Source organism: Persicobacter psychrovividus (genome assembly GCF_036492425.1).
Classification (GTDB): domain Bacteria; phylum Bacteroidota; class Bacteroidia; order Cytophagales; family Cyclobacteriaceae; genus Persicobacter; species Persicobacter psychrovividus.
Map to the genome: position 1 here is coordinate 387,481 of NZ_AP025292.1, position 25,276 is coordinate 412,756.

Annotated in this window: 22 protein-coding genes; 5 read left to right on the forward strand and 17 right to left on the reverse strand. The window is 43.0% G+C overall.

The features are described from left to right. Window positions 1-19 precede the first annotated feature (19 nt). Window positions 20-811, reverse strand: coding sequence for a glycosyltransferase family 2 protein (locus tag AABK40_RS01690; RefSeq protein ID WP_338397479.1), 792 nt, complete (start codon window positions 809-811; stop codon window positions 20-22). Continuing rightward, the gene (locus AABK40_RS01695) at window positions 808-1,626 is read right to left on the reverse strand and encodes a glycosyltransferase family 2 protein (protein ID WP_332919735.1); all 819 of its coding nucleotides are present in this window, start codon (window positions 1,624-1,626) and stop codon (window positions 808-810) included. Before AABK40_RS01695 ends, AABK40_RS01690 begins: the two co-directional genes overlap by 4 nt. Before the next feature lie 387 nt (window positions 1,627-2,013). Here AABK40_RS01695 and dnaK point away from each other — a divergent pair, with 387 nt between their 5' ends. Beyond that, window positions 2,014-3,939: a molecular chaperone DnaK gene (gene dnaK / locus AABK40_RS01700; protein ID WP_332919734.1), complete on the forward strand. Its 1,926-nt coding sequence runs from the start codon at window positions 2,014-2,016 to the stop codon at window positions 3,937-3,939. Window positions 3,940-3,998: 59 nt separating this feature from the next. Here dnaK and AABK40_RS01705 read toward each other — a convergent pair whose 3' ends face one another. The 10 genes from AABK40_RS01705 to rsfS form a co-directional block, all read right to left on the reverse strand. Continuing rightward, on the reverse strand, window positions 3,999-4,952 hold the full coding sequence (locus tag AABK40_RS01705) for a hypothetical protein (protein WP_338397480.1): 954 nt from the start codon (window positions 4,950-4,952) through the stop codon (window positions 3,999-4,001). Then, the gene (glf, locus tag AABK40_RS01710) at window positions 4,942-6,039 is read right to left on the reverse strand and encodes a UDP-galactopyranose mutase (protein WP_338397481.1); all 1,098 of its coding nucleotides are present in this window, start codon (window positions 6,037-6,039) and stop codon (window positions 4,942-4,944) included. Before glf ends, AABK40_RS01705 begins: the two co-directional genes overlap by 11 nt. A gap of 9 nt (window positions 6,040-6,048) precedes the next feature. Beyond that, window positions 6,049-7,863, reverse strand: coding sequence for a TrkH family potassium uptake protein (locus AABK40_RS01715; RefSeq protein ID WP_332919731.1), 1,815 nt, complete (start codon window positions 7,861-7,863; stop codon window positions 6,049-6,051). Window positions 7,864-8,003: 140 nt separating this feature from the next. Continuing rightward, window positions 8,004-9,008 (reverse strand): D-glycero-beta-D-manno-heptose-7-phosphate kinase, encoded by a 1,005-nt coding sequence (gene rfaE1, locus AABK40_RS01720; protein ID WP_332919730.1) that lies wholly within the window; start codon window positions 9,006-9,008, stop codon window positions 8,004-8,006. Window positions 9,009-9,153: 145 nt separating this feature from the next. Next, window positions 9,154-10,353 (reverse strand): pyridoxal phosphate-dependent aminotransferase, encoded by a 1,200-nt coding sequence (locus tag AABK40_RS01725; RefSeq protein ID WP_332919729.1) that lies wholly within the window; start codon window positions 10,351-10,353, stop codon window positions 9,154-9,156. A 188-nt stretch (window positions 10,354-10,541) separates the two neighbouring features. Next, window positions 10,542-11,165, reverse strand: a complete 624-nt coding sequence (gene recR / locus AABK40_RS01730) for a recombination mediator RecR (RefSeq protein WP_332919728.1) — start codon at window positions 11,163-11,165, stop codon at window positions 10,542-10,544. A gap of 32 nt (window positions 11,166-11,197) precedes the next feature. After that, entirely contained in the window at window positions 11,198-11,479 is a 282-nt protein-coding gene (locus AABK40_RS01735; protein WP_332919727.1) for an ATP-dependent Clp protease adaptor ClpS, read from the reverse strand. Between the two features lie 50 nt (window positions 11,480-11,529). Then, window positions 11,530-12,327, reverse strand: a complete 798-nt coding sequence (locus AABK40_RS01740; protein ID WP_332919726.1) for a UDP-2,3-diacylglucosamine diphosphatase — start codon at window positions 12,325-12,327, stop codon at window positions 11,530-11,532. Between the two features lie 126 nt (window positions 12,328-12,453). Then, entirely contained in the window at window positions 12,454-14,511 is a 2,058-nt protein-coding gene (ftsH, locus tag AABK40_RS01745; protein WP_332919725.1) for an ATP-dependent zinc metalloprotease FtsH, read from the reverse strand. Window positions 14,512-14,705: 194 nt separating this feature from the next. Beyond that, window positions 14,706-15,074, reverse strand: coding sequence for a ribosome silencing factor (gene rsfS, locus AABK40_RS01750; RefSeq protein ID WP_332919724.1), 369 nt, complete (start codon window positions 15,072-15,074; stop codon window positions 14,706-14,708). Between the two features lie 53 nt (window positions 15,075-15,127). On the opposite strand from rsfS, the gene AABK40_RS01755 reads away from it, so the two are divergent. The 3 genes from AABK40_RS01755 to AABK40_RS01765 all read left to right on the forward strand — a co-directional run bounded on the left by AABK40_RS01755 (window position 15,128) and on the right by AABK40_RS01765 (window position 19,104). Further along, window positions 15,128-15,889, forward strand: coding sequence for a biotin--[acetyl-CoA-carboxylase] ligase (locus AABK40_RS01755; RefSeq protein ID WP_332919723.1), 762 nt, complete (start codon window positions 15,128-15,130; stop codon window positions 15,887-15,889). 62 nt (window positions 15,890-15,951) lie between these two features. After that, the gene (gene ahcY / locus AABK40_RS01760) at window positions 15,952-17,259 is read left to right on the forward strand and encodes an adenosylhomocysteinase (RefSeq protein WP_332919722.1); all 1,308 of its coding nucleotides are present in this window, start codon (window positions 15,952-15,954) and stop codon (window positions 17,257-17,259) included. Window positions 17,260-17,565: 306 nt separating this feature from the next. Further along, window positions 17,566-19,104: an MltF family protein gene (locus tag AABK40_RS01765; protein ID WP_332919721.1), complete on the forward strand. Its 1,539-nt coding sequence runs from the start codon at window positions 17,566-17,568 to the stop codon at window positions 19,102-19,104. 54 nt (window positions 19,105-19,158) lie between these two features. Here the strand turns inward: AABK40_RS01765 and crtD are convergent, their stop codons facing one another. From crtD to AABK40_RS01790, 5 genes are all read right to left on the reverse strand, one after another. Further along, entirely contained in the window at window positions 19,159-20,622 is a 1,464-nt protein-coding gene (gene crtD, locus AABK40_RS01770; RefSeq protein WP_338397482.1) for a 1-hydroxycarotenoid 3,4-desaturase CrtD, read from the reverse strand. Window positions 20,623-20,700: 78 nt separating this feature from the next. After that, the gene (locus AABK40_RS01775) at window positions 20,701-21,429 is read right to left on the reverse strand and encodes a CPBP family glutamic-type intramembrane protease (RefSeq protein ID WP_338397483.1); all 729 of its coding nucleotides are present in this window, start codon (window positions 21,427-21,429) and stop codon (window positions 20,701-20,703) included. A gap of 1 nt (window position 21,430) precedes the next feature. Beyond that, window positions 21,431-22,066 carry a 16S rRNA (guanine(527)-N(7))-methyltransferase RsmG gene (gene rsmG, locus AABK40_RS01780; protein ID WP_332919718.1) on the reverse strand — a complete coding sequence of 212 codons (636 nt, stop codon included), beginning with the start codon at window positions 22,064-22,066 and terminating at the stop codon, window positions 21,431-21,433. Between the two features lie 147 nt (window positions 22,067-22,213). Continuing rightward, entirely contained in the window at window positions 22,214-22,828 is a 615-nt protein-coding gene (locus AABK40_RS01785; RefSeq protein WP_332919717.1) for an RNA polymerase sigma factor, read from the reverse strand. Continuing rightward, a complete protein-coding gene (locus AABK40_RS01790) occupies window positions 22,786-23,955 on the reverse strand; it encodes a glycosyltransferase (protein ID WP_338397484.1) in 1,170 nt (389 codons plus the stop codon). The genes AABK40_RS01785 and AABK40_RS01790 overlap by 43 nt, the downstream gene beginning before the upstream one ends. 162 nt (window positions 23,956-24,117) lie before the next feature. Between AABK40_RS01790 and tgt the strand changes: the two genes are divergently transcribed. After that, window positions 24,118-25,248 carry a tRNA guanosine(34) transglycosylase Tgt gene (gene tgt / locus AABK40_RS01795; protein WP_332919715.1) on the forward strand — a complete coding sequence of 377 codons (1,131 nt, stop codon included), beginning with the start codon at window positions 24,118-24,120 and terminating at the stop codon, window positions 25,246-25,248. Window positions 25,249-25,276: the final 28 nt, after the last annotated feature.

The window sequence follows — 25,276 nt, forward strand, 5'->3', positions numbered from 1 at the left end:
CTTCAGCCTAAATTGTTCATTACAGCCATTGACTAATTCCTTTTTTACACCTGATTTTCTTCCGTAAAATAGCTTCCTGAAGCTTAGAATCATTCGCAGTAAGAGATGCTCTCGACTCTTCTGAATGGAAAAGGTGGTATCCCATTGCTGCGAATTTAACATTTTTACGGCGAATTCCGGCATTTTGGAGGCGCAAAGCGAAGTCTGAATCTTCTCTTCCCCAACCAATATATTCTTCATCGAAACCATTAATCTTAACAACATCCGCCCTCCAAAAAGACATGTTGCAAGAACGGGTGCCTTTGGTATTGTTTTTTTGAGACTGGAGAATGTGATTGATAAATGGCGCTCGAATGGTATTCTTTCTGTTAATGACTTGGGGAGTCCATGGATGAATGGAAACAGTATCGTCCGCAATCATCTTTTGGGTTAACTCTGGCCCCAGGTTCACCCTCGACCCTTGCAAATAATGCCCTTGGCGCCTAAAGTGTAGATGGTCTTCCACAAAATTCCGATGAACAAAAATATCGCCATCAATAATGATAATATACTCATGGCTGGCCAAGGCAATCGCTTTGTTTCGGGCTTTTGCAGCCTGAAAGCCCTCGTCCTCCTGCCAGCTGTGCCGTATCGGGAAGGCGCTGGCCTCGTTGAGCTTTTTGATCAGCTCGGCGGTTTCCACCGTGGAGCCATCATCAGCAATAATGACTTCATCAGGCAAAACTGATTGTTTTTGAATGCTCAGGATAGAACATTTCAAGGCATCGGGCCTGTTATAAGTGGTGATAATCAGCGAAACTCCTTTTTTCATTGTGTTGCGGTATCCAAGTATGCAGCAATTCCTTTGTCGCAAACCGTTGATTTCATGGACTGGGCGCGCATGGCCAAGTCGTTATTTTTTTCATGATTGTGCATCGACCTCTCCGGGTGATAAAGGTGGCCCGTAGGAGCAATAAATTTCAGGTTTTTTCTCGAAAACCCCTGATTCATCATCCGGATAGCAAAGTCGGTATCTTCTCTTCCCCAACCTTCAAACGCTTCATTAAAGCCGTTAATCGCGATGACGTTCTCCTTCCAGTAAGACATATGACACCCTTTAATACCACGGATACTGCCCTGATACTTGTTTTTGGTCAATTCGAAAAGCAATCTGCTTTGAATTTTATTTTCCCGGCACCGTAAATCTCGGGTAAAGAAACTGAAGGCGGTTTTTCCCGACTGAAGCAATTGCTGGGTTTTCATTGGTCCAATAAGCACCCGACTGCCTTGTATAAAGGTATTGGGGGTGGCTTGTTTTTCGTGCTGAAAAACCACCGACTTACTAAGAATAATATCGCCATCAATCATGATGATATAACTTCCCTGAGCCATTGCAATCGCCTTGTTCCTGATTTTTGCAAGCCTGAAGCCATCATCTTCCTGCCAGCAATGCCGTAAAGGTACAGGAAAATTCTCTTGTACCGCTTCGATTGTTTTGCGTGTTTCATCCCTTGACCCATCATCAGCAATAATCACCTCTTTTGGGAGTAAGGTCTGCTGTTTCACACTTTCAAGCACCAAAGCGAGGGCATCGGGCCTGTTATAAGTGGTGATGATGAGTGATATGAAAGCGGATTGATTGTTCAAGTTATTGATTTTAAATTTTTGGTGATTATCGTGTTGCAAGTTAATCAGGCTAATTGAGACTTTCAATATTTGAGCTTATTGCTTGATTGAACAGGGGGGACTTCCTGAACGATAACCTTTTTATACTATATAGTATAGTGCTTTTATAAAGTGATTGGCACATCGTACTGTCGTTATTCTGTTCTTTTGGCAAGAAGACTGTCAATAATGAAGGCCTTCTGTTATTTTTTCAGTAGCGGATTGTCACGTGGCACATAAATTTTGACAAAATGTCACATAAATACCCATTTTTGGTATTGGCACGTCCCTTGTTCAATATCCCTCGAACGCAGCGATGTGTTCCACAGAAAAAGTAAAAAATTCAATTCATATAAAATATTTATTGCAATGGGTAAGATCATTGGTATTGACTTAGGAACCACCAACTCTTGTGTGGCAGTTATGGAAGGTAGCGAGCCAGTCGTTATTCAAAACGCAGAAGGGCACCGTACTACACCTTCAATCATCGGTTTTTTGGATAATGGTAACGGGGAACGTAAAGTAGGTGATCCTGCAAAGCGTCAAGCGATTACTAACCCAACAAACACGATCGCTTCAGTGAAGCGTTTCATGGGTAAAAAATTCTCTGAGATTTCTTCGGAAGCTAAAGAGGTTTCTTACAAAGTAGAGCAAGGAAGCAACGACACTGTTCGCGTTAGAATTGGTGATCGTCAATATTCTCCACAGGAGTTGTCGGCTGTGATTCTTCAGAAGATGAAATCAACAGCAGAGGATTTCTTGGGAACGGAAGTTACAGAAGCAGTGATTACTGTTCCTGCATACTTCAATGATGCGGAGCGTCAGGCAACCAAAGAGGCAGGTCAGATTGCTGGTTTGGAAGTGAAGCGTATCATTAATGAGCCTACTGCTGCGGCATTGGCTTATGGTCTTGACAAGAAAATGGACGACCAAAAAATCGCTGTTTATGACCTTGGTGGTGGTACTTTTGATATCTCTATCTTGGAATTAGGTGATGGCGTATTTGAAGTATTGTCTACAAATGGTGATGTACATTTGGGTGGTGATAACTTTGACCAGGTGATCATCAACTGGTTGGCGGAATCATTCTTGGCGGATCACAATGTAGATTTGCGTAAAGATCCTATGGCTTTGCAGCGTTTGAAAGAAGCTGCTGAGAAAGCCAAAATTGAGTTGTCTTCTTCAACGAATTCGGAGATCAACTTGCCATATATCATGCCAATCGACGGTATCCCTCAGCACTTGGTAAAATCATTGTCTCGTGCTCAATTCGAGCAACTGGCTGATGATTTGGTTCGCCGTTCTATGGAGCCAGTGAAAAAAGCATTGAACGATGCAGGTTTGTCTACTTCTGATATCGACGAGGTAATCTTGGTAGGTGGATCAACTCGTATCCCTGTAATCCAGGAGTCTGTGGAGAAATTCTTCGGCAAGAAACCATCTAAAGGGGTGAATCCTGATGAGGTAGTAGCTGTAGGTGCTGCGATCCAGGGTGGTGTATTGACTGGTGATGTAAAAGATGTATTGTTGTTGGATGTTACGCCATTGTCTTTGGGTATTGAAACCATGGGTGGTGTAATGACTAAATTGATTGAAGCAAACACAACAATCCCAACCAAGAAGTCAGAGACATTCTCTACTGCTGCTGATAACCAGCCTTCTGTTGAGATTCACGTATTGCAAGGTGAGCGCCCAATGGCTGCCCACAACAAAACAATCGGTCGTTTCCAATTGACTGACATTCCACCAGCACAACGCGGTGTACCTCAAATCGAAGTAACATTTGACATCGATGCCAACGGTATCATGCACGTGTCTGCCAAAGATAAAGGAACAGGTAAAGAGCAAAAAATCACGATCGAGGCTTCTTCAGGTTTGACGGACGAGGAAATCGAGAAAATGCGCGCTGAGGCGAAAGCCAATGAGCAAGCGGATAAAGATGCTAAAGAGAAAGTAGAAAAAATCAACCAGGCGGATTCATTGGTTTTCCAAACTGAAAAGCAATTGAAAGAGTTCGGTGATAAGCTTTCTGAAGGTAACAAAACAGCTATTGAAGGCGCTTTGGCTACTTTGAAAACAGCTCACGCTTCAGGTGATGTTGCTCAGATCGATCCAGCAATCGAAGGTTTGAACAAAGCTTGGGAAGCGGCTTCTCAAGAGATGTACCAAGCACAACAAGGTGCTGAAGGTGCAGCGCAGCCAGGGCCTGATGCAGGCGCGCAAGGCGGTGCTCAGGGTGGCGACGATGCAGGCGCATCATCTGCTGAAGATGTAGATTTCGAAGAAGTGAAGTAATTCACGATTGAAACATAAAATAAAAAGGCTACCCGTTTTGGGTAGCCTTTTTTTGTCGGTTATTTTATTGAATCGATAAAACTTTTCATTTCCTCAACAAAAACGGACTGTTCATTTTTTATCTTTTCTCGGTAATTCGAAAAATTCGATTGTTTGGATGAATAATCTTCAAAAATGGAATGAACTACCGCCTCAAATCGGTTAAAGTCAAGCGTTTCTTCATCAAATTTATATTGAGGGTCGATAGGGACATCCTCTTGGAATGCGGCAGACCCATTTTTATTGGTAATCACACAGCATCCACAGATTGCAGCTTCGCGAGGGATACGGTCTTTGCCAGGGTGGTTCCCGAAATCAATGTAAACTTTGCTTTCAAGCATCAGGTTACGCATTTGCTCAGGGCTTAGATTTTCGAGTGGCACCCAGTTATAATTGGGGAATTTTTCCATTAATAATTTAGTGGTTTCAATTCCTTTTTTGGGGTTATACAGGATCTGAGAGGTTCTTGGTTTGGAAAAATCCACCTCCATTGAAGTGTAAACGTCATCAAGATAATCTGAGAGGAAGCGACTTTTAACATTCTTTTCTTTCAAGAATGTTTCGGCATATTTACTTTGAACCAAATGAGTATAATGATCATTAAACACATTGTAATAGCCCATTAAATTCCTGTATATTCTTCTTTTGGGTTTTAGTGAATCGATTTCTATATGGAAATTATCAACACTCAGCCACCAGATGACTTTATGGACTTTACGGTAATTGCGCAAGTGATCAATCCTTACCTCAGGAACAATCACCATAACATCCTTTTGGTTTGGAATCTTGGTATCGTAGTCAATGCCGAATTTTTTGAATTGCTCGTGCACAGGATCAGACTTTATCTTTTTCCCATAGAACATTTTAGCAGTAATACCAAGTTGGTTAAAATAATAAGCCGCTTGATGCAATAATAAAGTGCCTCCTGTGGCGTAATTAGGAGGGGAGATCACATAAATGGTTTTAATGCTCATTCTTATAGGCTTTTAAGGCTGATGCGACAATTTGGTGCATATCATAATATTTATATTCAGCAAGGCGGCCTCCAAAGATGACGTTGTCCTCTTGTTTTACCAGCCCCATATATTGCTGAAGCATCTTATTGTTGCGCTCATTATTGATGGGGTAAAAAGGCTCGTCAGAGGTTGAAGCCATTTTGGGGTACTCTTCAGTGATTACCGTCTTGGCTTGGGTGCCAAATTCAAAATGCTTGTGTTCAATGATTCGAGTGTAAGGAGTTTTAGCATCTGTATAATTGACCACAGCATTCCCTTGAAAATTGGCAGTGTCAAGTGTTTTATGCTTGAAATCCAATCCTCGATATTCTAAGTGCCCAAACTGAAAATCGTAGTATTCGTCCAGTTTACCTGTGTAAACAACCTTGTCGGCAAGTGGTAAAAGCGCCTCCTTATTTTGGAAAAAATCACAATTGGTACGCGTGTCAACCCCTTCCAAAAGTGCATCAACAAGCTTGTTATATCCGCCAATTGGGATTCCCTGATAACGATCTTTAAAATAATTATTGTCAAAAGTGAACCGGACAGGCAATCGTTTGATGATAAAGGCAGGTAGGTCTGTGGCAGGGCATCCCCACTGTTTCTCTGTATATTCCTTGATCAGCTTTTCGTAAATATCTCTCCCAACCAACGAAAGAGCTTGCTCTTCGAGGTTTTGCGGAGAATTGATATTCTCGGCATCAATCTGTTTCTGAATAATCGCTTTGGCCTCGTCGGGAGTGTGTACTCCCCAAAGTTGGTGAAAGGTATTCATATTGAAAGGCAGGTTGTACAACGCTCCCTTATAATTGGCTAATGGGCTATTGGTATATCGGTTAAATTCAACAAAGGAATTTACATAGTTCCAGACCGTTTTATCATTAGTATGAAAGATGTGAGCACCGTATTTATGGACGTTGATCCCTTCAATTTCTTCGCAATATACATTTCCTCCTAAATGAGGGCGCTTATCAATCACCAAGCAGCGTTTGCCATTTTTTGTGGCTTGTTGGGCAAACACGGCTCCGAAGAGCCCTGCGCCAACAATTAAAAAGTCATATTTCATATTTTCCTATTACCCAATCATCATATTCACGCTTGGGTATTTGTAGTTTTTAGTGTATTTGCTTGAGCTTAGTGCCAAGACAAAAGTTAGTGTACCCACCCTTCCGAGGAACATGGAGTTTATTAAAATCCACTTGCTCCAATAGGCGAGGTGCCCCGTGAGTCCCATACTTAGCCCACAGGTTGAAAATGCGGAGAATTGCTCAAAAATGATCATCTGCAAGGTGTCTTTTTCCTGTAAGATGGTCAGGATGAACACTGAGCCGACATTGATAATGATCGCAAAGATAAATATAGATGTGGCATCAAACAAGGCTTCTTTGGGCAACTCCCTTTTGCCGAATTCGATACGTGATTTTCCTCGCAGGTTGTTGAAGAACGAGGCCATGATCACAAAGAAGGTTGAGGTTTTAATACCCCCACCCGTGGAGCCTGAACAGGCACCGATAAACATCAGCAAACTCATGATCAACACTGTGCCTGTCCTGATATTGGAGAGGTCAACGGTATTGAAGCCAGCAGTACGTGTGGTTACAGACTGAAACATGGAAGCGACAATGGCCTGCCCAAAGTTAAGCCCTGCAAGCGAGTTGTCTTTTTCGAGGAAGTAATAAAATACAGTACCGAAAAGGATCAGTCCAAAAGTTACCCAAACGGCGACTTTCGTTCCGAGCTTCCATTCCATCCAGGGTTTGTCCATGCGCTCGCGCAGCTTGGTGAGCGAGAATATGTCGTTCATGGCTCCAAAGCCCAACCCACCAAATACAATTGTAGCGGCCACCACAATATGCAGGAAGTAGCAATCCTTTACACCTGATTCAAAAAGGTTATTACTGAACAGGCTGAAACCAGCATTACAGAAGGCGGAAATTGCATGAAATACCGAGAAATATATTTTTTGGCCGATAGAGGTGAAGTGAACATTCTGCCAAGAGAAATAAATTCCGATAGAGGACAATAACTCGATAAGGAACGTGAGTTTAAAGATGGCTTTCAGGGTTTCTTTGGTTTCCTGTAAGGATTCCGAAGAGAGGTAATCCTGAAGCAATACCTGTTCTTTGATATTGGCAGTACCTCTAAGAATACCAGAAAAGAAGACGGCAAAAGCAATGATTCCGAGGCCACCCACCTGGAAAAGGAACATAATAACCACCTGCCCTTTTAGGGTGAAATAGGTGGCGGTATCTACCACAATCAGGCCAGTAACACAGACGGCACTTGTGGAGGTGAACAGGGCGTCAATAAATGGCATGGAGCCTGGTGCGGTCGTCATGGCAGGCAGCATTAAGGTGCCTGCACCTGCAAGAATCAAAAGCAAGAAACTCAGGGTGATCAGCTTTGGAGGCGACATCTTGAGTTCTGAGAGGAATCGGGACCCATCCGTGAACTCATTAATGAAAACCAGTAACAGGCAGAAGGATACGAAGCCAAAATAGAAATTGGCATGTCGCAAGTGGCTGAAATGGTGATTCTTGATCATCAGCTGGAAGATGTAATTATCCAGGTGATGGGTGGTGATTTTATTGAGCACCACAAACAGAATCAGTGCCAGTTCTACCTTGTGCTCCCGAATAAAATGTTTGATTTCGAGGCTGTAAATTGCTCGAATGATAAAATTCAGGATGTACACATTCAGGGTGATCTCCAACCAGTAAATGACCTTTTGAAGCCTTTGTTCATCGAGCTCAAAGCCCAGGGCATAAATGATCCCGATCACGACCGAGATGGTGATGATCAGCCTTGTGGCATTAATGACCTTGTCAGCATAAGGCTTGGTCAGATAAAGTTGGTTGATGAGTTTTTCATGAATAGAATTCCAATTCATCACAAGTAAAGTGTTAAGATAATAAAAAAGCCATATTCTATCTTTTAACTGTTGAACGAGATTCAGTGGAAAGCTTTTCCACAAAAATATTCATGAGTTAAAAAAAAGAAAATGGCTTGATGAAAGGTGTTAACCTACAGTTATTTGATCAATGAGATATATTGATGTTTATCCGCTTCTTCATACAATCGCTTCTTGTCGATAGGCACAACGCCCAGGGATTCACAGACTAAACCGCCGCCTAAATTGGCCAGCGATGCAGAGAAATCCAGCGGCAGTCCCATTGCCAGGCACAGCGACGTAATGCTGATGACGGTATCGCCTGCGCCCGAAACATCAGAGATGCTGCGGATATGTGCAGGAATATGTACGTGTTCTGTTTTGCTTTTAATGTAAACGCCTCGCTCCGACATGGTGATCAGTGCAATATCAGCATTTAGCTTGCTGAGTAACTGATTTACCGCTCCTTCAAGCTCGGCAGGCTGATCTGGGTTGAACTCAATTTTCAGCCCTTCTTTAATTTCTTTCAGGTTGGGCTTAAAAAGCGTTACGCCTTCATAAAACAGGAAATTGCGTTTTTTAGGGTCCACGACCGTCGGGATATTTTTTTCCCGAGCCCAGCTTACCACCTGCGCAATCACTGCTTTGTTGAGTACTCCTTTATCGTAATCCTCGAAGATGATAACATCAACTTGGTCTATTAATGTTTTAATTTTCGAAAGAAGTGCTTTTTGCTCCTGTGCACTGAGTGCTTTGTCGGTTTCTGTGTCAATGCGCATCATCTGCTGGGAACCTGCCAAAACGCGCTGTTTTACGGTCGTTACCCGTTCGCTGCTTTGAAGAATTCCTTCGGTAGAAACTCCCCGATCTTCAAGGATACGCATGAAATTTTCGCCATCACCATCTTCCCCGACCAAAGAGCAGAGGATGGGTGTCGCTCCAAGTGATTGGATATTTTTGGCGACATTGGCTGCACCGCCCAAACGATCCTCTTTTTTATGAATATTGACTACTGGCACGGGTGCTTCTGGAGAAATCCGATCGACTTTCCCCCAAATGTAGGAGTCTACCATGACGTCGCCGATGACAAGCACCTTTAGGTCATTAAATTGTTCAAATATTTTATCTAAAGAGGAATATTTCATTGCTAAGCTTTCAATTTTCTATCCTGCAAAAATAAAAAAGATCCGCTTTAATACTGATAAACTTGCCTTTTTTAGTGCAGAATAGCGTGCATAAAAAAGGCATCTGCAAAACAGATGCCTAATTGGGACGCTTCAAGCATTATAATTATGAAAGAAGCGCTAATTTATCTTTAATTCTGGCGATGGCTTCACGAAGTTGTTCTTCTGAAGCAGCGTAAGAAATTCTTAAACAATCTGGTGCACCAAAAGCTGCGCCCGATACGGTAGATACGTGTGCCTGTGTCAGTAAATACATCGAAACATCGTTGGCATCTTTGATGGTTTCACCGTCTGGAGTTTTCTTGCCGAAGAAAGCGGAAATGTCTGGGAAGAAATAGAAAGCACCTTCTGGCATCGCCAATTTTACACCTTCAATCTCAGAAAGCAATTCATAAACCATCGAACGACGGTTGTAGTAAGCTTCCCCCATTTTTTTGGTAGGTTCCATATCGCCTTCAAAGGCGGCAATAGCTGCACGCTGTGCAATAGAGTTGGTTCCTGAAGTAAACTGGCCCTGCAACTTGATACAAGCTTTGGCAATGGCCTCAGGGGCACAAATGTAACCAATTCTCCAGCCTGTCATTGCGTGTCCTTTTGAAAGGCCATTAACCGTAATGGTACGCTCGGCCATTCCTGGCAAAGTGGCGATAGAACAATGTTTGCCTGTGAAGTTGATGTACTCATAAATCTCATCAGCAATCACAACAATGTTTTCGTGCTTGGTGACCACATCAGCAACAGCCTGAAGCTCATCTTTAGAGAATACCGCTCCTGTAGGGTTACAAGGAGAAGAGAAAATGATGGCTTTGGTTTTTGGCGTGATTGCGGCTTCAAGCTGATCGGCAGTAGCTTTGAAATCTTTCTCGATACCAGCATTAATAAATACAGGCTTACCACCAGCAACACCAACCATTTCAGGATAACTTACCCAGAATGGAGAGTAGATGATCACTTCATCGCCATCGTCCAGGATACACATGAACACATTGGCAATAGAATGTTTGGCGCCCGTAGAAACCACAATATTTTCAGCTTTAGCCTCTATACCATTTTCGCGCTTTAATTTTGCGGCAATCGCTTCACGTAAATCCTGGTAACCAGGTACTGGTGTGTAAGAGAAGAAGTCGCCAGAATCGATAGCCTCCTTGGCGGCATCCTGAACGTGCTGAGGAGTTTTGAAGTCAGGCTCACCTAAGCTCAGGCTAATAACATTTGCTCCTTGAGCTTTGATTTCACGAGCTTTTTGTGCCATGGCCAAAGTAGCTGATACGGTCATGGATTTTACACGATTGGATAGGATGTCCATAAATTAATGCGGTTAAAACGGTTTAATGAGTAATTATAAACATCAAAATTTAGTCAGTATTACTAAAAATTCCGAATGTTCAACTAAATATAACAACACATTAATTTAATGTTGCACGATCTTTAATTTTTCCGCTTCAATATTTATCCTAACTGACTGAAATTGACAAAGTGATTTCCATTTTTCCCTTAGTCGGCAAAAGAAACCCTTGCCTGAATTGAGCGGCCCAATGTTACTTCATCAGCATATTCCAGCTCGCCACCAACAGGGATACCTCGTGCAATGGTGGTAATTTTCAGGTGTTCGAAAGCCTTTAATTTTTTCGTTAAATAAAAGGCAGTGGTATCGCCTTCCATTGTCGGGGACAATGCCAGAATCACCTCTTTAATGGGCTGATCTGTTGCTATGCTTTCGGTAATTCTTTTTACCAGAGAATCAATCTTCAGCATCGAGGGGCCAATGCCTTCCATGGGTGAAATTACGCCACCCAGTACATGGTAATGCCCAAAATATTGTGCGGTGTTTTCTACGGCCATCACGTCCTGGGATTCTTCCACCAAGCAGATGATCGTGCCATCACGCCGTGGGGAGTTGCAGATGTTGCAGGTTTCCTCGTCGCTGATATGGTGGCATTTTTTGCAGAACTGAATTTCGTGGCGCATTTTAACAATGGCCTTTGATAAAGACTCGCTCTGTTCCTCAGGGGCTTTGAGCAAGTGCATTACCAGGCGCAGGGCTGTTTTTTGCCCAATGCCTGGTAATTTAGAGATTTCGCCGACGGCGTTTTCTATAAGTTTTGATGAAAATTGCATATAAAACGGGTTGCGGAGAGTGTAGCTCAGGCTCAGACAATCTTGGCGTCAATGCCTGCTTCACAAATGGCATCGCGCATAGGTTTGAGCTCGCGCAAAGTACCTTTTTTTACGGCACACTTTCCTTTGTAATGGATGATCCATGTACACTGTTCTGCCTGCTCAGTGGTGTGTCGGCAAACTTTGATCAGGGTATCAATGACGTGATCGAAGGTGTTGATATCATCGTTATAAACCATAAGATCCCGCTCTTCAACCGTTGACTCATCTGTCAGGATTTCTTCGAGGACTTCCTCCAAATATTCATTTCTCATGGGATAATGCTTGTTTATTTGATCGTAAATATATCAAATATTGTTGATAATCAATTGTTTATTGGCTTGGTTTCCGATTCGAAATTTCGCAATTCAAGCTTTTGTCCATCAAACTCACCATATAAGCAATGTGAGATCCATTCTCCTAAATTCAGGTAACGGCTGTTGTCGCTAACGCTCAGATTCATAGGTAAATGGCGATGTCCAAATAAATAATAATCATGGTGTTGCTGTTCTTCGACGGCTTTGCAATAGGCATAAATCCATTCGTCGTCCCCTAAAAACTGCTCATCGAAGTCGGCATTTTGAGCCCTGCTTCCATGTGACCACCGCGTGGCAATGCCAATGCCGAGGTTGGGATGCAGGCGTTCGAAGCACCACTGGCAGAAGGGGTTGGCAAAGATTTTTTTCAGAAACTTATACTTCTTATCGCCAGGCCCGAGCCCATCGCCATGGCCAAACATCAGTCGGGTGTTATTGATCGTGATGCTTATCGGCTGTTGCTTAATGACGGGTATCCCGAACTCTTTGGGGAAGAAATCAAACATCCACATATCATGGTTGCCAGTAAGCATATAGACATGAATTCCGCGGTCTTTGAGGGCTGCAAGCTTTCCGAAGAATCGGTTGAAGCCACGCGGAACGACCGTTTTATATTCAAACCAGAAATCAAAGATATCGCCAAGAAACAGGATCGCATGCGCTTCTGCTTCAATATGATCGAGCCATCGCACAATTTTCCGTTCCCTGATCAGGCTTTGCTCGGCATTGGGTGCGCCAAGGTGAAAGTCCGAGGCAAAGAAGATTTTTTTCCCTTGCGGAAGTACTTTTAATTCGTTTAGATCCATATGTTCTGTGCCGGTACTCAAGTCAAAAAGGCCTGTTATTGCGGATTATTATTGGGGCAAAAATAAAAAAATCAGACGAGTTTATCACCCATCTGATTTTTTAAAACTGAATATTGTTGTTCAAGCTTATACTTCTGTATTCTCTTGAGAAGGTTTTTCAAGGTTGTCGCTATCATCAGCTACTGGTGGGATTTCCACAGTTTTGATGTCCTTGTCCATGAATTCCTTATAAGTGGTCTGCTTTTCAAAAGGACGCTTGCCGATCAGTCTTTCCAAATCGGACTGGAACAAAATCTCTTTGTCTAACAGTTCCTGAGCAATCAGTTCAAGCTGATCGTTTTTGCTCATCAACAACTCTTTGGTACGTTGGTAAGCCCCTTCGATAATCTTACGAACTTCTTCGTCGATTTTCTCTGCTGTAGCTTCAGAATATGGTTTTGAAAATGCCATATCGTTGCCCTTGGAGTCGTAGAAGGAAACATTGCCCACTTCAGCATTCATCCCGTAAATCGAAACGATGGAGTAAGCCATTTTCGTTACACGCTCCAGATCACTTAATGCACCTGTGGAAATCTTGTTGAAGATCAAGTCTTCGGCAACACGGCCACCGAGCGCCATACACATTTCATCGATCAATTGCTCCGTCTGATACAAGAACTGCTCTTTTGGCAAATACTGCGCATAACCCAAAGCGGCAACACCACGAGGGACAATACTTACTTTTACCAATGGATCGGCATGCTCCAAAAACCAGCCTGCCACTGCATGGCCTGCTTCGTGGTAAGCCACAATTTTCTTCTCTTCAGGAGAGATAATCTTATTTTTCTTTTCAAGTCCTCCGATCACACGATCGACAGCATCCTGAAAATCTTGCATATCTACCGCTTCTTTGTCCCGGCGGGCAGCAATCAAAGCTGCTTCGTTGGTGACGTTGGCAATTTCCGCTCCAGCAAAGCCAGGGGTTTGCGCTGCCAGTTTCTTGGCATCAACATCTGGGGAAAGTCTCAGGTTGTTCAAGTGAACACTGAAGATGGCCTCACGGCCAACAATGTCTGGCTTGTCAATAGAAATCTGACGGTCGAAACGGCCTGGTCGAAGCAATGCGCTATCCAATACATCTGGGCGGTTGGTCGCCGCAAGGATAATTACCCCTGAGTCAGTACCAAAACCATCCATTTCTACCAATAAAGAGTTCAGCGTGTTTTCACGTTCATCGTTTGAACCAGGCATTTGCCCTTTTCCACGCATACGACCAATGGCATCGATCTCATCGATAAAGATGATACATGGCGCTTTGTCTTTGGCTTGTTTAAACAAATCACGTACACGGGCAGCACCCACACCAACGAACATCTCGACGAAATCAGAACCTGAAAGCGAGAAGAATGGTACGCCTGCCTCTCCAGCAACGGCTTTGGCCAACAATGTTTTACCTGTACCAGGAGGGCCTACAAGCAATGCACCTTTAGGAATTTTACCTCCGAGGCGGGTGAATTTTGAAGGCTTTTTCAAAAATTCTACAACTTCCTGAACTTCCTCTTTGGCTTCATCGAGGCCGGCAACGTCTTTGAAAGTAATTTTGACCTTATTTTCTGCATCAAAAAGTTGTGCTTTGGATTTTCCGATATTGAAAATCTGACCGCCAGGTCCGCCACCGCCAGTCATGCGGCGCATCAGGAACCAAAAGGCCACAATCATCAGGATCAGGAAGCCATAATTGAAAATAAAGGAAGTGAAATCAGATCGTTCTTCGACTTTATACCCGATTTTTTTGTAAGCGGGGTCGTTGCTTTGCAGGTTGTCTTCCATTGTGCCTAAATGCTCAATGAAGGAATCTCCTGAAACGATTTGAATTTTATAGTGTGGACCATCGTTGGTTTGGCCGCCGAAACCGACGCTGTTGCCATTTTGGTCCTCTTTGTAGGCTTTTTTCTCAAGCGCTTCTTTTCTCAGCGACACTTCGACGCTGTTGCGGTTTTGCACAACGACAATCTCTTTGATGTCACCAGCTTTCAACATCTCGTCAAAGCGATTAAGGGTAATGTCCTTGGTGTGATTCCCGTTACCGAACAGGCTGAAGCCAATCACCAATAACAGCAAAGAAACAATCACCCACATTTGGTAATTATTTCTTGGTGGCGGTGTAGGAATCATCTTTCGCTTTTTCTGTGGATTCTCTGCCATTATAAATTAGTTTGTATAAAAAGTTACAGGTTTGAGGTTGTCGTTCAACTTTGATAAAGGTAAGATTTGCTTGTAGGATTATTGTCAACAAACGCAATAATTTATTACAATTATCTTAAAGTAGTTGTACTTTTCTGACCTTATTATTATCGAAGAGTTTTGGGGAAAGGTTTGAATTTCCCCCCAAAAACTAATTATTCCTCGATGCGGGTGATTTTAGCATCCCCCCACATATTTTCCAAATTGTAGAATTCTCTTTTATCCTGCTTGAAAACGTGCACTACGACGTCCACATAATCAATCAGCACCCATTCACGGTTATCCATTCCCTCGCGATGCCAAGGATTGGTTTTGCATTGTTTAAAAACCTCTTCATCAACGCCACGAGCAATAGATTCCACTTGTGTATCTGAATTACCAGTTGCAACCACAAAGAAATCTGCCACAGCATTTCCCACCTTGCGAAGGTCCATCACTACGACATTACTTGCTTTTTTGTCCAACATCCCCATTACAACCATTTGACTTAGTTCTTCTGAGGTCAAGTTATTTTTTTCTTCCATTCGATGTATATAAATTAGCGAGGTAATATAAGTATAATTCACACCGCAAAAAATTGGCAAAAAAATTTAGAATCGGAAAAGAAATTACTTTTCTGCCAACATGTCAGTCCACGAACAGCTATGCAATGAATTTTGCACTAAAAGGTGACATTAATAATGGCACTGTCATAGTGGCTGAAGACCAAACGGCTGGCCGGGGGCAGCGAGGAAACCACTGGGAATCCGAGCCTGGAAAGAACCTTACCTTCTCGGCGGCAGTGCAATTGCCTTTCGTGCACCTGAGTGAGCAGTTCTATATCAGTATGGTTGTGGCACTGAGTATTTACGAAGTACTGGAGCAATATATCCCGTCAGATTTATTAAAGCTTAAATGGCCAAACGATATTTTGGTAGGAGAGCAGAAAATCTGTGGGATTTTGATAGAGAATGTGATTCGCGCTGGGAAAATTGACTGGTGTGTGATTGGTGTAGGGCTGAACGTCAATCAAATGAGTTTTCAGCTTGATCGGGCAATTTCCCTCGGGATGTGTTGCGGTCAGCTTTTTGACAAACGTGAGATTTTGCAGCTGATTGTTCAATCAATGAGTGAAAGATTTCATAACTTAGCAGAAGGACATCAGGAAAAAATCAAAGAAGCCTATTTAAACGCCCTTTATGGTTATCAGCAAGTTCATGATTTTGAGGAAGCTGATGGTACAAGAATTAAGGGGCGGATCATCGGGGTGGAAGACCAGGGACCACTGCTTGTTGAATCAGCACTTGGTCAAAAAAGTTATCAGTTCAAAGAAATAAAGTTTGTTGCTTTAGACTATTGACTTTAACAGTGATTTATGATGTCAAATAAAAATTAACTATCAATAACTATATTTTTGAAACAATGATTGAATCAGGTCTTAAATACAAAGTAAAAGACATTTCCCTCGCAGATTGGGGACGTAAAGAGATTACGCTTGCGGAAGCTGAAATGCCAGGGTTGATGTCGCTTCGTGAGGAGTACGGTAAAGACCAGCCATTGAAAGGATCACGTATTGCAGGTTGTCTTCACATGACGATCCAAACGGCAGTATTGATCGAAACCTTGGTGGCTTTAGGGGCAGAGGTAACTTGGTCGTCATGTAATATTTTTTCAACGCAAGATCACGCCGCCGCAGCGATTGCAGCAGCTGGTATCCCTGTTTATGCCTGGAAAGGAATGAACGATGAGGAGTTCGACTGGTGTATTGAGCAAACTTTGACAGCCTTTGAAGGTGGCAAGCCGTTGAATTTGATTTTGGATGATGGAGGGGATTTGACCAATATGGTTTTTGATCGTTTCCCTGAATTCGTAAAAGATATTCGTGGTTTATCAGAAGAGACAACAACAGGTGTTCACCGCCTTTATGAGCGTGAGCGCATGGGTACATTGGTGATGCCTGCGATTAATGTGAATGATTCGGTAACGAAATCAAAATTTGATAACAAGTATGGTTGTCGTGAGTCGTTGGTGGATGGTATCCGCCGTGCAACTGATGTAATGATTGCTGGAAAAGTAGCCGTAGTTGCTGGTTTTGGTGATGTAGGTAAAGGTTCTGCAGAATCTTTGCGAGCAGCAGGTGCGCGTGTAATTGTTACTGAAATTGACCCAATCTGTGCATTGCAGGCCGCGATGGAAGGTTTCGAGGTGAAGAAAATGGACAATGCCGTAGGAGAAGCCGACATCGTTGTAACAACTACAGGTAATAAGGATATCGTGGTTGGTCGTCATTTCGAAGCGATGAAAGACAAAACGATCGTTTGTAACATTGGTCATTTCGATAATGAGATCGACATGGCTTGGTTGAACGGCAAATATGGTGATACCAAAGATACGATTAAGGATCAGGTGGATATGTACACTGTAAATGGCAAAAATATTATTATTCTTGCTGAAGGTCGTTTGGTGAATTTGGGTTGTGCAACTGGGCACCCATCTTTTGTAATGTCTAACTCATTCACTAACCAGACATTGGCTCAGATCGAGTTGTGGACCAATGGTGACGCCTATGAAAACAAAGTTTATACCTTGCCTAAGCATCTGGACGAAAAAGTAGCACGCTTGCACTTGGCTAAAATCGGTGTGGAGTTGGATACACTTTCAGAAGATCAGGCTTCTTATATTGGTGTAACTGTTGAAGGCCCATTCAAGCCAGAATATTATAGATATTAATACAAGTAGCGATCCAGCAGGATTGTGAAGGTTGTAAAAAAGAGCTCCAAATCGGGGCTCTTTTTTTATTTTTATAAGGATTTATATAAACTCTATAAGTTGGGGAATAGTTATAACTAAAATTTATATAATTAAAATAGCGGATTTCATCCATTAATCGCTCATTTCGTGTATGAATACACACCTACATGAATATTAATGGAAATAATTGAAATGTTTTTCCGTATACTTGCTCAAGTAATGAATGCGCGAGTTTCAAAGAATAATTTGGATTTAACCCATGTTGTTCACTTTTAAATTCAGCAGATGAAACGAGATCGTTTATTTGTGAGTATTCGAAAGCAAAATTATATGAATATTGCCCATTACATCAATAGTTCTTTTAATCGCGGTGCCCGATTTCTTTACGCAGCAGTAATGCTGAGTTTGATTCCTACGGCTTGTCGGCAGACGTCCACCAACACGATCAAGGCAGAAGTGCTCGAACATCAGTTGGTAACGCATACTCCGATGGTGGAAATCGATCTGAAAGAGATCAAAGACCGAGGATACCTGACGGCAATTCTTTATGGGAACCGTTCAAGTTACTACCTGTATAAAGGAACACCACGAGGTTATGAGTATGAATTGTTACAGAGCCTTTCCAAATCCCTTGATGTGGACCTGAAGGTGAAAATGACAGATTCATTTGCTTCGGCAATGAAATTGCTGAACGCAGGAGAAGGAGATGTCATTGCTCATAATCTTTCCCAGACCAACCGTCGCAAACTTCTGGTTAATTTTACAGATGCCCTGCGTGAAGAAGCACCTGCTTTGGTGCAGCGTAAAGTGGGTAGAAAAAATCCTGTGAGTCCAGAGCAGCCTACCGAATTTTTGGTGAAGCGAGTGGAGCTGGCCAACAAAACGGTTTATGTGGCAAAAAATACTGTTTATGCGAATATGCTGCATCGGTTGTCGCTGATCTGTAAAGCTCCTGTGGATGTTCAGGTCGTGGATAAGTCTACTGATGAACTGATCCGCGAGGTTGCCGAGGGGTTAATCGATTATACCATTGCAGATCAATATATCGCCAATTCCAAAGCCGTTTATTTTGGTAATTTGGATACGGAGATGGCGATTGATGAAGCACAACCTTTATCCTGGGCGGTGCGAAAAAATTCCCCTGAGCTATTGGCCGCTACCAACGACTGGCTGACGCAAATCAAACGTACCTTCCGTTTCAATGGTATTTATAATCGGTACTTCATGGATGAGAAACGCCTGAAGTTGCGTAATGATTCGGAGTTCTCATCACTGAATGGTGCCCGCCTGAGCCCTTATGACGAACTGATTCGTGAAGGGGCGGAAAATATCCGATGGGATTGGCGCCTGCTGGCAGCTCAGATTTATCAGGAGTCGCTCTTTAACCCACATGCAAAATCGTGGATGGGTGCCGAAGGGCTGATGCAGGTCATGCCAAATACGGCCAAATTCTTTGGGAAGGATTCAGAAAAACTTTATGATCCTCACCATAATATTGAAGCGGGAACAGAATACCTGAATTGGCTTAATAAATTTTGGGCAAAACGGGTAGAGAATCCTGAAGAGCGAATTAAGTTTATTCTGGCAAGTTATAATGCTGGGCAGGGCCATGTTTTGGATGCGCAGCGATTAGCAGAGAAATATGGTAAGGATACCAAAACATGGGATGATAATGTGGAGGTTTTCATGCTGAAGAAGTCTGAAGCGGAATACTACAAAGACCCTGTGGTGAAGTCGGGTTATTGCCGAGGTCGTGAGCCTGTTGCTTATGTGAAGAATATCATGAGCCGTTATGAATCTTACCAGCAGTTAATTCCAAGCTAAAAATATAATCCTTATAAAAAATAAGGCACCTGTTGATTCAGGTGCCTTATTTTTTTATTCAGACATAAATTCATGAGCTAATTTCCCACTGAGAATGGAGAGTGGAATGCCGCCTCCAGGGTGGACGCTCCCTCCGCAGAAATAGAGGTTTTTTATTTTGGAAGAATAGTTTGCATGGCGGAGGAAAGCCGAGAACTTATTGTTGGAGCTGTTGCCATAAAGCGCTCCTCCAAAGCTGCTTGTCCGCGCTTCAATCCGCCTTGGATCCAGGTAATCTTCTTCTACAATATGAGGGCGGATATCGGTCTGTAATAAACGACTGAGCTTATCGATAATGTTATTTCGGGCTTCATAAATCAACTGATTCCAATCTTGTCCTTCGTTGTGTGGGACATTAATCATCGTGAACCAGTTTTCACTTCCAATTGGGGCGTCTCCAGGGGTGTATTTTGAACTGATATTGACATAGATGGTCGGATCAGCATAGGTTTTTTTCTGATGGAAGATATGGTTGAACTCTTCTTTATAGTTTTTGCTGAAGAAAATATTGTGCACATCGAGCTCCTCAAAACTGCGATTTATTCCCCAATAGAAGATTAATGCAGAGCTTGATTTTGGCTGCTTCAGTAATCGCTCAGGAGCTGGAATTTGAGGGAGCAACTTTTGGTAGGTGTTCACCACATCCATATTGCTAATCACCTGATCAAAAAAATGCCTTTCATCATTACTGACAATACCAATGGCTTTTTTCTGCTGAACAATGATTTGAGTGACCTTTTGCTTAAAGTGAAAATGCACGCCCTTGCGTTGGGCAAGTTCAAATAACGATTGTGTGATGGAAATCATTCCCCCTTTTGGCGCATAAGCCCCTAAATGGTACTCCAGGTGTGGAATAATATTCATGGTTGCAGGAGTTTGATAAGGGTCGGAACCATTATAAGTGGCATAACGGTCAAAAAGCTGTACGAGTGCAGGGTGTTTATACAATGCAATATTGGCCTCATGCATGGTTTTCAGGAAGTTCAGCTTATGCATATTGGGGTAGGCGCAAAGGGCTTTCTTACTTAAAAATGTGCTTGCCCGATGGATACTTTTATACATGAACAGGTCGGCGAGCAAGTCATAAAGCTGAGCACTTTTGGCGAGTCCTTTCAATAGCCGGTCAGAAGGGATGTGGAGTTTGTCCGTAATTTCTTTGCCGAAAGCCTGTGGGTCAGCAAAGGCGGTAAGCTGAAGGCCATCTTCATAGAAGTATCGGCAGAGCTTCTCGAGGCGGTCATATTGGAAGTGGTCTGAGGGTTTTTCCCCCGCTAATTTAAAGAGGTCATCCACCAGTTCAGGAAGTGTAAAGAGCGAGGGGCCGGCATCGAACCGGTAGTTGCCAAGCCTAATTTCCGAAAGTTTACCACCAGGATAATCATTGCTTTCATACACATGAACGTCGTTGCCGTCAATAGCTGAGCGAATGGCAACAGAAAGTCCTGCGATTCCTGCGCCGATGATGCCTACTTTTTTCATAAGATGGTTGATGGGTGAGGTAGAATATAAAAAAAACTGCTCAGTTTAACACGAAGCAGTTTCCTTTATTTTTTAGTATCAGAACCAATGCAGCCAATATTCATTGGCAAAATAACCTACCAGCAGTAAGCTATTGTGGAGGCAGTGGAACAATATGGAGTATCGGATGCCGAACTTCAAGCGTACAAAACCCAGGAAGTAACCAGCGACAAGCTGTGGTAATACCATCAGTGGAATGGCCCATATTGGGATGTCCACGGCAATGAAATTCACCATATGTGCCAAGCCAAAGGAAATCACGGAGAACCAGAAAATCGCATTGCCATGCTTTTCCCATAATTGGTTTCGACGAACCCGGAAGTCAGAAAAATACAGGTAAAGGCCCACAGCAAATGCACCAATGATCACAAAGGAATAAGGCTTTGGGATGGACTGATACATGATGCCACTCATGAAGGTTACCCAGAGAATGAGAGAAGCATCCGCCCATTTAGGTCTTAAAAATAAGCGAAAGGCAACCTCCTCAAGGGTTGGCTGAATAAGGCCGGCAAATAAAAACACCAACAGCAGTGGATAGGTGTGTAACAGTTGCTCAATGGCATGTTTGTCCAAATTGGAGATCGCCCCACTGCTTTCCAGTAAGGAGATGATGCCCATCACCACGACCATCGGGATCCACATCAGTAGATAGGTGCGCAATGTGGCGGTGACTTTTGCCTGTGCGGGGGCTTCCACCTCTTGAACCGCACGGGGTTCTTTCCAGAAATTCAGCAGGCTGAAATCTTTCGATTGTTGAACCTGATCCATTTTATTCTACTTCGATGTAAATAACTTTTTTTGTTTCAAAGAAGGCTTCGCTGAAGAAATCGGGGATTTGATATTCATCGTACGGACGTCCAAGTTCCTTCATCTCCTCTGTCAGGTCTCCACCTTTAAGGTAAAGAATACCATTGAAAAGGGTATGCTTGGATTCCTCTTTAAAGTGGGTTCTGATCCAGTTAAAGAATGGCTTGATGCGTGTTACCGCACGGGAAACAACGAAGTCGTATTTGGTTTTTACCTTTTCAGCACGAACCTGCTCCGCCTTCACATTGGTTAGGCCGAGTGCTTTGGCAACATTCTGAACCACGGTGATTTTCTTTCCGATAGAATCGATCAGGTGAAAATTAGCCTCAGGGAACATAATGGCCAATGGAATACCGGGAAATCCTCCTCCTGTACCAACATCGAGCACGTCTGCGCCGGGGCGAAATGCCATTACTTTGGCAATCGCTAAAGAGTGCAATACGTGACGAACATAAAGCTCTTCAATGTCTTTGCGCGAAATAACGTTGATCTGAGCATTCCACTCGTAATAAAGGTCTTTCAGTTGTGTGAACTGTTCCTTTTGTTTCTCTGTAAGGTCAGGGAAATATTTGAAGATGATATCGACAGTGTGTTCCATACAATATTGAAATAAAAAGGAGAGTATTAAACTCTCCTTGGGGTCATATTTTCACAAAGGTAAACGATCCCTTTGGTCTGAACAAAATAACATCTAAAAAAGGCAGACATTAACAAATAATCTGCTTAACGATCAACTTATTGGGGCTTAAATATGGTGTTCGTTGCCTTTTACCAAGTCATACAGTAATTCGCGGGCACGGTGTAGCTGTGCTTTAATTGTGCCAAGCGGAGATTCAAGTTCTTTGGCGATTTCGTCATAAGAGAGCTCCTGGAAATAACGCAAACGCACCAGGCGCTGGTATTTTGGGGGCAGTTTGGTGACAAACATTTGTACCAATTCAATCTTTTGACTTTTGATGGCTTCCTCCTGTGGGTTCAGCGCACCATCGCGCACCTCAATACCCACCGTCTCTCCATTGTCATCCTTGTAAGTGGATTCAATGCTGAGGGTATCGAGTTTTTTCTTGCGAATAAAGTCAATCGCATTGTTGGTCGCTATACGGAACAACCAAGTGGAAAAGGTATAGTCTTTCTTAAACTTATGAAGGTTCTTGAAAGCCTTGGCGAAAGCTTCTATGGTCAAATCTTCGGCATCATCGACATTCCGAATCATCTTCAAAATGATATGATAAACCGGTTTCTTGTAGCGTTTCATTAGATCAGCATAAGCCTGCTGATCTCCTTGATCCACGGCAAGGTCGATTAATTTGAAATCCTCTAATGCTTTGGCTGAAAATTGCTTTTTAGGTGATGATTCCATTGAGTTTGTTTGGTGAATAGTGCTCGTAAACCAATGAGCACGTAATATATTACGTACAAATGGTCTAAAATTACCATGTTCATGTAAGAAATTTTTTCATCAAGTTTTTTTGATGCCAAGTAGTTACTGAATCCAATGATAAAAGTGGTTAGTAGCCAATAGCTTATCAAATAATAATCTAAGCCTAAAATTAGGATAAAAGGAATCAAAAACGCGTAAAATATTACTTTGCTCATGATCCAGCCCCCTAAAATCAGGCGATCTTTCCATTGATAATAATTTCCTGCCGAGAGGTGGCGTGTTTTCTGATGGATAAATTCTTGCCAGCTTGTTGCAGGTTTTGAAACCACAAAAGCATCAGGGTGAATTTCCCATCGGGTGTTATTTTTGTTTGCCCGTTCATTGACAAACAGGTCATCGTCACCACTCAGAACATGTTGATGCCGGTCAAATCCACCATGGTTTGTGAACGTTTTCTTGGTGTAGGCCAAATTTCGTCCAACGCCCATATATGGATTCCCCCACATTGCTATTGAAAGATAGGAAATCCCTGTCAAAAGTGTTTCGAATCTAATAAATAAATTCAAAAAACCCTGTTTATATTCATAAGGGCTGTAGCCTAAAACGAATTGAGGGCCTTCACAGAGGTGTTTCCCCATTTTTTGCAGCCAATGTGGGCTTTGTGGAATACAGTCTGCATCGGTAAAAATCAGTCGGTCGTACTGCGCATTGCGGATGCCTTGTTGGATCGCATACTTTTTTGGACTGATGCCCTCAGGGGTTTGGGGAATCGTGTAAACCCGTAAGTTGGGGAGCCATTTTTTGGCCTGTTGGAGTATTTCGCCTGTGCGGTCTGTGGATCGGTCATTGACAATCAACAACTCCCAGGCTTGCGGGTATTCCTGAACTTGCAGGGCCTTGAGCAGGGAAGGTAAATTGTGGGCTTCATTGTGAACCGCCACAACAACCGTTGCCCGAGGGTAGTTAGCCTTTTGGCGGAAAGCAAGAGGTTTCTGCCAGTATAACCGGCTGAAAATCCCAATATGATAGAGCCATTGCAGGAGCCCACAGGCAAACCAGAGGGTTAAAAAGAAAAAAAGCCACGGATTCCCACTCGTTTTTATCATAATATCTTTTAAAAAGCCGTAATTTTGCTCGGTTAAAGGGCGGTGCTTTGCGAGGTTGTAGGTTTTCAACCCTCAGGCAATGCCCAAATTACATTGTAAAAATAGAAAATTAGGGGAAACATTCAGCATGATTTCCCTTGATCCATCATAAAGCATAAACGCATGGAATTCGAATTACAAGCGCAAGATCCCAAGAGCAAGGCACGTGCAGGGGTGATCACCACAGATCATGGCAAGATTGAGACGCCAATCTTTATGCCCGTGGGCACTGCAGGAACGGTAAAGGCCGTTCATACCCGTGAGCTTAAAGAGGATGTAAATGCCCAGATTATCCTTGGAAATACCTACCACCTGTATCTTCGTCCGAAGCTCGACATTCTGGAGCAGGCGGGGGGCTTGCATAAATTCAATGGATGGGATCGCCCAATTCTTACCGATAGTGGTGGGTATCAGGTGTTCTCCCTTTCAGGAACGCGAAAAATCAAGGAAAATGGGGTAACCTTTAAATCTCATATTGATGGTTCAAAACATTTGTTTACCCCAGAAGGGGTGATGGATATTCAGCGCACGATCGGGGCTGATATCATGATGGCTTTTGATGAGTGTACGCCTTACCCATGTGATTTCCGCTATGCGAAAGATTCTATGGAAATGACGCACCGATGGCTGAAGCGTTGTATCAACCGTTTCGATAGTACTGACCCAAAATATGGTTATTCGCAAACGCTGTTCCCGATTGTTCAGGGATCGACCTATAAGGATCTTCGTGAGGCATCCGCTACCTTTATTGCTGAACAGAACCGCGAGGGGAATGCAATTGGTGGCTTGTCGGTAGGTGAGCCTGCTGAAGAAATGTACGCCACCACTGATTTGGTGACGGATATTCTGCCAAAAGACAAACCGCGTTACCTGATGGGAGTGGGTACGCCTGCCAATATCTTGGAAAGTATTGCTTTGGGAGTGGATATGCTGGATTGTGTAATGCCTACACGTAATGCCCGCAATGGTATGCTGTTTACTTCAGAAGGGATCATCAATATTAAAAATGAAAAGTGGAAAGACGATTTCTCTGCGATCGACCCTAATATTGGAGGGTACGTTTCAACGTTCTATTCCAAGGCTTATTTGCGCCACCTGGTAGTTGCCAAAGAATTACTGGCCAATCAGATTGCCTCTATTCAGAATTTGTCATTCTACTTGTGGTTGGTCAAGGAAGCCCGCGAGAAAATTAAGAGTGGTGAATTTGCAAGCTGGAAAAATGTGATGGTTGAAAAAGTGAGCCGTCGTTTATAATTGACGATTAACGTTAATTTTTCTTTTG